This window comes from Halococcus sp. AFM35 (assembly GCF_051195015.1).
Taxonomy (GTDB): domain Archaea; phylum Halobacteriota; class Halobacteria; order Halobacteriales; family Halococcaceae; genus Halococcus.
In genome coordinates, this window is sequence record NZ_JBNTJU010000056.1 from 1 (window position 1) to 8,016 (window position 8,016).

Annotated in this window: 6 protein-coding genes; 3 read left to right on the forward strand and 3 right to left on the reverse strand. The window is 56.6% G+C overall.

The features are described 5' to 3' along the window. Positions 1-132 precede the first annotated feature (132 nt). On the reverse strand, positions 133-465 hold the full coding sequence (locus ACQUQO_RS17515; RefSeq protein WP_435079829.1) for a hypothetical protein: 333 nt from the start codon (positions 463-465) through the stop codon (positions 133-135). Between ACQUQO_RS17515 and ACQUQO_RS17520 the strand changes: the two genes are divergently transcribed. The 3 genes from ACQUQO_RS17520 to ACQUQO_RS17530 all read left to right on the forward strand — a co-directional run bounded on the left by ACQUQO_RS17520 (position 460) and on the right by ACQUQO_RS17530 (position 6,895). Continuing rightward, positions 460-4,446, forward strand: a complete 3,987-nt coding sequence (locus ACQUQO_RS17520; RefSeq protein ID WP_435079831.1) for a glucodextranase DOMON-like domain-containing protein — start codon at positions 460-462, stop codon at positions 4,444-4,446. The genes ACQUQO_RS17515 and ACQUQO_RS17520 overlap by 6 nt on opposite strands. A 248-nt stretch (positions 4,447-4,694) precedes the next feature. Further along, complete coding sequence (locus tag ACQUQO_RS17525; protein WP_435079833.1) at positions 4,695-4,976, forward strand: hypothetical protein; 282 nt, start codon at positions 4,695-4,697, stop codon at positions 4,974-4,976. 2 nt (positions 4,977-4,978) lie between these two features. Continuing rightward, positions 4,979-6,895: a transposase gene (locus ACQUQO_RS17530; protein ID WP_435079835.1), complete on the forward strand. Its 1,917-nt coding sequence runs from the start codon at positions 4,979-4,981 to the stop codon at positions 6,893-6,895. A 197-nt stretch (positions 6,896-7,092) separates the two neighbouring features. On the opposite strand, the gene ACQUQO_RS17535 is transcribed toward ACQUQO_RS17530, so the two are convergent. Together ACQUQO_RS17535 and ACQUQO_RS17540 are read right to left on the reverse strand one after the other, a co-directional pair. Further along, entirely contained in the window at positions 7,093-7,668 is a 576-nt protein-coding gene (locus tag ACQUQO_RS17535; RefSeq protein ID WP_435079837.1) for a hypothetical protein, read from the reverse strand. Between the two features lie 3 nt (positions 7,669-7,671). Continuing rightward, a complete protein-coding gene (locus tag ACQUQO_RS17540; RefSeq protein WP_435079839.1) occupies positions 7,672-7,860 on the reverse strand; it encodes a hypothetical protein in 189 nt (62 codons plus the stop codon). Positions 7,861-8,016 lie beyond the last annotated feature (156 nt).

Sequence of the window (8,016 nt, forward strand, 5' to 3'; positions counted from 1 at the left end):
CCTGCTGACTTGGAAACCACAGACATCAGGTCGTCACTACCGGCTCACGCCGGTTTTAAATAGTCGAAACGCAACAGAGGCGTACTATCACTCGGTTCGGGACTCAACGAGAGCGTACGGTCGCTCTCCTCATCAACAATCACGGAGAGCTACCATCCGGGGCCGCCGCGGTTCATTCACGCGGGCCAGAAACTCGTTGATCCCCTTGGAGTAAGCTACCGTGGCAACGGTGCACCAGACGGCCGGAATACACTCTCTCCGCGAATCCCCGATCCACAGCGTGATCCCAAAAACTATCCTGACGACGCCTTTACGTGGCGGATCGTCGAGACACCCGCCGACAGCACCGTCACAGGATTTTACAAGAACAGCGCTGAGTACAACTACGGCGACAATATTGTCGAATTTGACCCGGACGTACCCGGAACATACATCCTCGAACTCGACGCTCCCGATGGTGTGCATCGCGTCACGGTGCGCGTGTTCCCGGAACCACCGGAGGAAGTCAGCGGACCGCCTCGGATTCACGCCTCCAGTCGGTACAATCAGAAGCAGAAGGCATTTGTGATCGAGACAGAACCGGAGCCTGCACCGAACAGCGACCTGACCGCCGATGACCTCGGCGTGGAGTTCATTCCCGATAACCGTGCCTCGTTCACCGCCGACGACATCACCGTTGATGGCACGACCGCCAGGGTCCCAAAGAGCGCCGTTGAGGGTACTGGCCAGGTCCACACCGTCGCGGTCGGAAGACGTCATAGTATCGCCGAGGCGATTGAGTTTGACGCAGACAGTCGAACTGCACAGGCGCTGAACGCTGTTCCCGACTGGCTGGAGGACTCCGTAGGCTACGAAATCTTCACCCGGTCGTTCGGCACGCGTCCCGGTCAGGTCGACTTCGGATACCTCCGAGATCGGGTTGACTACCTCGCCGATCTCGATGTTGACTGGGTGTGGCTTACCCCGGTCTTAGAGGCAACTAGCCACTTGAATCCTGACTCTCCGGGCGGTCCCCACGGTTACGACATCACGGACTACTTCCAGACAGCTGATGCCTTGGGTACTGTCGCGGAGTACGAGGCGTTTATCGAACAGTGTCATGAGAACGATATCAAGGTGATCTTCGACCTTGTTATCAACCATACAGCCGAGCGTCATCCACTCTTTCAGGGCGCAAAGGCGAAGGGTACCGACTCAAAATACTATGAGTGGTACGAGCGCACAGCCGATGGAGCACCTAATTCCTTCTTTGGCTGGAGCGATCTAATGAATATCGCTTACGAAACACCCGCGCTGCGCGAACACATTCTTTCGGTGATTGATTTCTGGGCTGAGAAAGTCGATGGCTTCCGATGTGACGTTGCCTATGGGACACCTCACGACTTCTGGTCGGAGGTACGAACTCGCGTTAAGGAAACCAATCCCGATGCGATGCTGCTTGATGAAGTCATTCCCTACGAAGCGAATTTCGCCGAGCAGGAATTCGATATGCACTTCGACTCAACGCTGGTCGGCATGCTGCGCAGCATTGGTCAGGGCGGGACCAACCCTAACGAACTCCGCTCTATCGTCACGAAACGTCGCAACGAAGGGTTCCCACAGCATGCAACGTTCCTTCAATACATCGAGAACCACGATATGCGGCGCTACCTTGATGTCGCCGACCAGGCGGCCCAGCAGGCCGCCGCTGCAGCAACGTTCACGCTCCCGGGCGTGCCGATGATCTATTACGGTCAGGAGCGTGCCCTCTCGAACTACTCTGAGCCCCGGCTTGAGGAGAGAGGTCACTTTCGGGCATTCATGAACTGGGAAAAGTACGACAAAGAACACTTCCAGTTTTACAAATCATTGATCGACGCCCGCCACGCGCTCCCAGTGCTTCAGGGTGACACTGACCTTGTGGGTGTCTTCTACCAGAGCGATTCGGACAATATCGTCGCCTACGGCCGCGATGCTAGTGACGATCAGGCGGTCGTCGTCCTCAACTTTGGTGATAAGTCCGCGGAGGTGACGCTACGGGGTGCTGTTGACGATACGGACCAGATCGAACAAGTACCGGCTAACCCCAATGACGAGGGACGAAAGAACGGCAGGGGACCTCCCGAACATGCTGGGCCACCTGAACACGCTGGTCCTCCCGGAAATGCTGGTCCCCCCGAACATGCTGGGCCGCCTGAACGCGCTGGTCCTCCGGAAAATTCAGACGGAGGTAGTAAGAACGGCAACCATGACAGCCCCCGAACCGCACTCACAACCGTGACGGTTGACACGGTCGGAGTGTACGATGCGGAGTCGCTCGCCGGTCTCGGTCAGCAGGTCGCCACACTTGACGATGAAGTAGGCGACGACTACGGACCGGGAAGCTATATTTATCCGACCGATGATGTCTTCGTTGACGGCGCATTTGATATTACTAGTTTCTCACTACATGAGACATCCGATAACTATCAGTTTCGAATAACGGTTGATGCACCGATCAAAAACCCATGGGACCTCGAACATGACTTCTCACTTCAACACCTCCAGTTCTACCTCCGGAATCCCGACGCAAGCAGCGGCACGACCAAGGCGCGCGCAGGAGTGAATGCAAAACTGTCCCAACCGTACCAGCTCCGTGTCATCGCGGACGGAGAACATGGCTGTCGGGTCGAAACCGGAGGCGGCGAAGTAGTCACGGAAGGGGATATCTTCGTCAGTCCATCAACGCAGTCAATCCGGGTCGATTTCCCCAAGGCATCGGTCGAGGGGCATATCACCTCGTGGCAGATTGCCCCACTCATGCTCGGTTACGATCCTGAGGCCGCTGATGAGGGCCATATTCGGCGCGTGAATGCAACGAACTCTCCGCGGAACTTTGGCGGTGGGGCCGGCAACAAAACATCGATGAGTACTGACCCGAACATCATCGACATGCTCCCACCAACTGGCACGAGCCAGAACGTCACGCAAGCCGAGGCACTTTCTTATACTAACTCGGAGCTGGCTACCATCCCATATACGGCGTTCACAGAAGGACTATACGGGAATCTCCTCGAACACTGGAACGACCCGACGGGTGACGATCACGGCCCTGGGGGTTACACCTATCCTAGCAATGAGGTGTTCTACGATGGCGCATTCGACCTTGCTTCATTTGGGGTGTATGAGGATGGTGACCGCTATACATTTACCTTCGAGGTTGACGGCGGTGTTGACAACCCATTCGGACTCGCCGGGGGATACTCCGTGCAGTTCCCACAGGTGTACGTCCGCGACCCGAACGGCGGTAGCGGTGGCAAAGTTGCCCGCGAAGGGATGAATGCGAAATTCGAAAAACCGTACCACTATCGGCTTGTGGCTCCGCCTGAACCCAAGCGCAACGGGAGCTCCGATCTTCCAATTCGGATGGCGGTTGAGGCCCCGGATGGTGCTGTAATCAGCAAGGATGTTACCGTCTACACCGTACAGAGTCAGAACACTATCGCTGTTAGCGTCCCTAAAAGTGCTTTCAACGGACAACTTGGGGAGATGGATCTCGTCCCAGTACTCTGTGGTTACGATGGATACGGTATTGGTGGTGTCCGCCGCGTGAATGCGACGCACTCGCGCTGGAGGTTTGGCGGCGGAGTCGGCAATGACTCGACGCTCGGAAATGACCCACAGGTGATTGATCTCGTTACACCGCGTGGCACGAGCCAAGCCGAGGCACTCACCTACTCTTCAGCGACTATGGCAACGATTCCGTATCTCTCGATGGGAGGACTGAACGGTCGCCTGCTAAAGCGCTGGGAGGACCCTGCCGGTGACGACCACGGGCCGGGGAGCTATACCTACCCGGCAAACGACTCGTTCAAGAACGGGATGTTTGATATCAGTGCGATCGAGCTCTACGAAGACGATGGCCGGTATCGGTTCGTCTATTACCTTAATGGAGCGGTCGTAAACCCGTGGGCCGGCCCGAACGGCTTCTCTTTCCAGACGCTGCAGGTCTATCTCCGCGACCCAAACGCCGGGAGCAAGGTCCCATCAACAGCGACTGCCCGGAAGGGGGTCTGGGCAAAGTTCGAACAGCCATACCACTACCGAGTCTGGGCCGAAGGCTGGCGCGCTCGAATTGAAAACGCGAACGGCGAGATAGTCGCTGGAGACTCCGTCACCGCCGCGGGCTATCCTGAACAGAACGCAATCGCAGTCTCATTCCCGAAGAACGCGGTCGGTGACGTATCGATGATGGAATTTGCTCCACTCCTACTTGGACAGTCGGGGACCGACCCCGGGCGAATCCGGCCAGCTGCGGCGAAAAAAGCGAAATGGCGGTTCGGTGGCGGCCGTGACGATCACATGGATCCGAACGTAATCGACATGGTGGTTCCGGATGAGACGACTCAGTCCGCGGCGCTTTCTTACACCGCAAACAGACACGCCGTCATACCGTACCTACCGAGTGTGACCGACAGAAGTGGCTGATAGTTTACCCAATCTCGCCGCTGGTGGTTGCCTTCTCGAAAACACCAAAACTAGCAGTGATTGTCAGCGGTGGATGGGTGTACAGAGCAGGAAGGAAAAGGGAAATGTGATGATAGTGGTAGCCGAGCCATCCTCCACTGAAGATTGATCTCCTAGATCGATGTTCGATTCCGCCCTCAGAAACACCAGTTTCCCATATTGATACGAAAATTTCCGTTCTTTATACACCGAATCGCAGTACGATTAGGATGCCCGAGCACACCCTTCAAATCGCCACTTATATTCGGATTTCGATTGGCAACCAGAATGAACAGCGACAGATGTGCGCAATCCGTAAGAAGTACGATGGATCAGAGCAGGACAGCCAGATCGACTGGTACTGGAACCTCAGCGACGCCGAGGCGTTGACCTCGCGGTGGAAGTACCAGCGCCTCCGCAAGTACAACTTCAGTTCGGAGGGAGCAGGCACCAATTCTCTCATCCAGATTTTGCGGAAAGGATATGACCCTCCCCTTGCAAACTCGTCGTAGTAGTGGCACAACGGGAAGACCACATCACCGAGCAGATCGCTACCGAGGGATTCATACCACCCGTCGAAGAGCCGATAGACCGCGATTACGTCTACATCGCCGAGAAGATCGCCGACCGTCGCGTCCGGTTTCACCCCGCCGAAGACAGATACGAACACCGTGGCGAGGAAGACGTCATCACGATGGCCCGCCTCCACGTCTATTGGCACGTCGTAGAAGAGCTTGACTCGTGGCCACAGATCGCCCGGCACCTCCGTAACACCGACGGCGTGGTCGATGCTCTCGGACTCGACTCCCCGCGCAGTCGCGAGACGATCCGGCTGTCGTGGAAACAGCAGTTCGCCCACGCACACGAGCGCCTGCGCAGGATGGCCGAGCACGTCCGCGATAAGATCGGCTGGGGCAGGAACGGTGTCCTCATGGCGATGGGTGTCGATGACGGGTCTCAATCCTTTCCCGAATTTACCGCAGAAGGTGTCCGTGAGGCGGCGAAAGACCGCGCCTACGACCGCATCCGTCCGATTCTGACGGACATCGTGGACTTCGATCGCGCCGACAACGTCTCCGTTCCGACTGAAGACCTCACCGACTACGCCGGGTGGCTTGCACGGCGGCGAGAGATGTACCCCGAGTCGATGGACTCCTATGTCGCCGAGATTGACGCCCTCGAAGACGAGCCGTTCGATCCCGAGACCTACCGCCGCGCCGTCCGGAACAAGGAACGTGAGCGTGTCGTCGTCGATGGCGAGGTCCACTGGGTGAAACCACGCGCCTCCGTTGACGATACGGCTCCGAACCCGGACGTCTACGACAGTTGGGACGCTCTCGCCGCCGACGGCGTCGACTGGAGCATCGATCTCCTCGATGACCCAGGTGGAACCGACGACTGGCACTCCACTACCGAGGAAGGCATCGAACGCTTTGTCGCCGAACTCACCGAAGACGGTGTCATCGACGGCCCGGTGCCGGTCTGTATCGACGGGTCGATTCGGAGTTGGCACAAGCACCCTCGGGGCAGCGATGACCGCCCGGACGGGGTCTATCGAGAGTCCCACTTCGACACCAACTACGGCTGGAAAGACCTCTCCGCCAACGCCATCATCGACGGACAGAGCGTGGTACTGGCGAACGTCTCGTCGGTACCAGGCGATAAGTTCTTCCAGGCTGTGAAGTACCTTATCGACCGCGTCACCGACCTCGTGGACGTCAAGTGTTTCTTTGCCGATGCCGAATTCTCCAACGTGGACATCTGTCGCTATATCCACTACATCGGCGAGGACTACATCATGCGAAAATCCCACCGTGAACCCGTAAAACGGTTGTTCGAAACGTTCTCCGGAACGGCTGACTGGGGAAAGAACTACGAGATGAACTCGAAGAGGAAAGGAATGACCCACAAGACGACCCTCTTCGCGGTGGAAAAACGCGACCAGACTGGAGTGAAACAGGGCGAGAAACGCCACGACGACCACGAACAGACTGGCTTTGATGACTTCGACTTCGGTCAGGCCGAGGGACAGCTCACGTGGAGCGATCTCGCGCCCGACGATGACGTCGAGTACGTCGCGTTCATCACGAACAAAGAGATCGACAACGCCGGTATCCACCCGGAGCTAACCCCGGAAAACCGGAGAAATGAGACGACCGTCTGGAGCCTCGCCGAACAATACAGGCGGCGCTGGTCAATCGAGACGACGTTCCGACAGATCAAGCATCAGTTCCTCCCGCGAATGAGGTCACGTGACCTCGGCACCCGGCGATTCGTCTGGATGCTCGCCATCCTCCTGTACAACGCGTGGGCGACGATCAACCTGTTCGTGCAGTCGTGGGCAGCCCAGACCTTCGACGAGGACGACACTGACCCACCGGTTCGTGGGAAGGTGATGCTCGAAGAGATAGCGAACACTGACTACGGCTAACCCTCCGTTTTCTCTCCGAGACTGCCGACGCGGTAGCTGCGCGGCTAGCGATTGCTGCTTCTTTTCGCACGGGTGGTTCTAGAATCAGAGAAACCCTATTGCATCACCCTTGACTACCGGCTACCATCAGTTCCATCGATCTTAATTGCTGCCACCATCATCGGGTACTGAATACAAACTTTGGGGTACTAACCATATTATTCTTGGTCGGTCTCTCCCGTGAAGTGGTTCAGTTCCATCGGTGCAGCAGTCTCAACCTCCGGTATCGGACCATCGTTTGGTAGTGAGATGCTCCGTACAACCGATTCCAACTCCTCGACGGTATCGACAGTCCGTACATCAAATCGTTCCCACCCGTCGCCATATTCACGAATGATGAATTCGTGGTCAGGAAGCTCCAGATAGTTACTCACACGGCGGTCCCCAGTCACCGGATGGAGGTCTCCCTCTGGAACACATTCCACGAAAACTGCCGCATACGTTGGCAGCGTCTGATTGTAGACATCGCTCAAGTCATGGGATTTGTCTTCCGAGCTGAGAAAGTTGTTGTAGAGGTCACGTTTCAGACGTTCAAAACCAGTCGCTGACGTGGTTGTCGCAGACATCGAACCGTTCGGACGGCCATTATACTCGTACTCGACGGTCCATTCGTCATCGGTCGTTTGTATCACGTAATGCGTGTGGAGGTCGTATGTGAGCACGAAATAGTCGCCTCGCTTCTGGCTGTATCGCCAGCCGTCAGGCCATGCCGCGTTTGGTGGTAACTCGCCCATTCGTTACCCACCATCCAATGACTCAAACTCGTCTGGATTGGCTTCGACCAACTCCTCAGGAATACCGTACAGCTTCGTGATCACTTGTCGCATGGCGTCTTCCCGCTCAATCTCCTCATATCCACGGTACTCAAGCAACTTGTCATAGGCACTCTCGTACGCGTTACTGTCTTCATCGGTTTCTTTGGCCACAACTACCCACCCTGTTTCGGCTTCTTGGTACGCAACTGCTATGACTGTCTCCTCAGCGAACAGAAGAAGATCAAAGATGGGCTCTGTTGAATCACTAGACGGCGTCGGGATCGGTCGCTAGATCAAAGGCATTGAAGCGAGAGACTTGCGTTGTCC

What these genes read in the sequence shown, in the direction of transcription:
- ACQUQO_RS17525 (WP_435079833.1), top strand. Translation starts at nt 4,695, where the DNA reads ATGCCCGAGCACACCCTTCAAATCGCCACTTATATTCGGATTTCGATT.
- ACQUQO_RS17515 (WP_435079829.1), bottom strand. Translation starts at nt 465, where the DNA reads ATGCACACCATCGGGAGCGTCGAGTTCGAGGATGTATGTTCCGGGTAC.
- ACQUQO_RS17535 (WP_435079837.1), bottom strand. Translation starts at nt 7,668, where the DNA reads ATGGGCGAGTTACCACCAAACGCGGCATGGCCTGACGGCTGGCGATAC.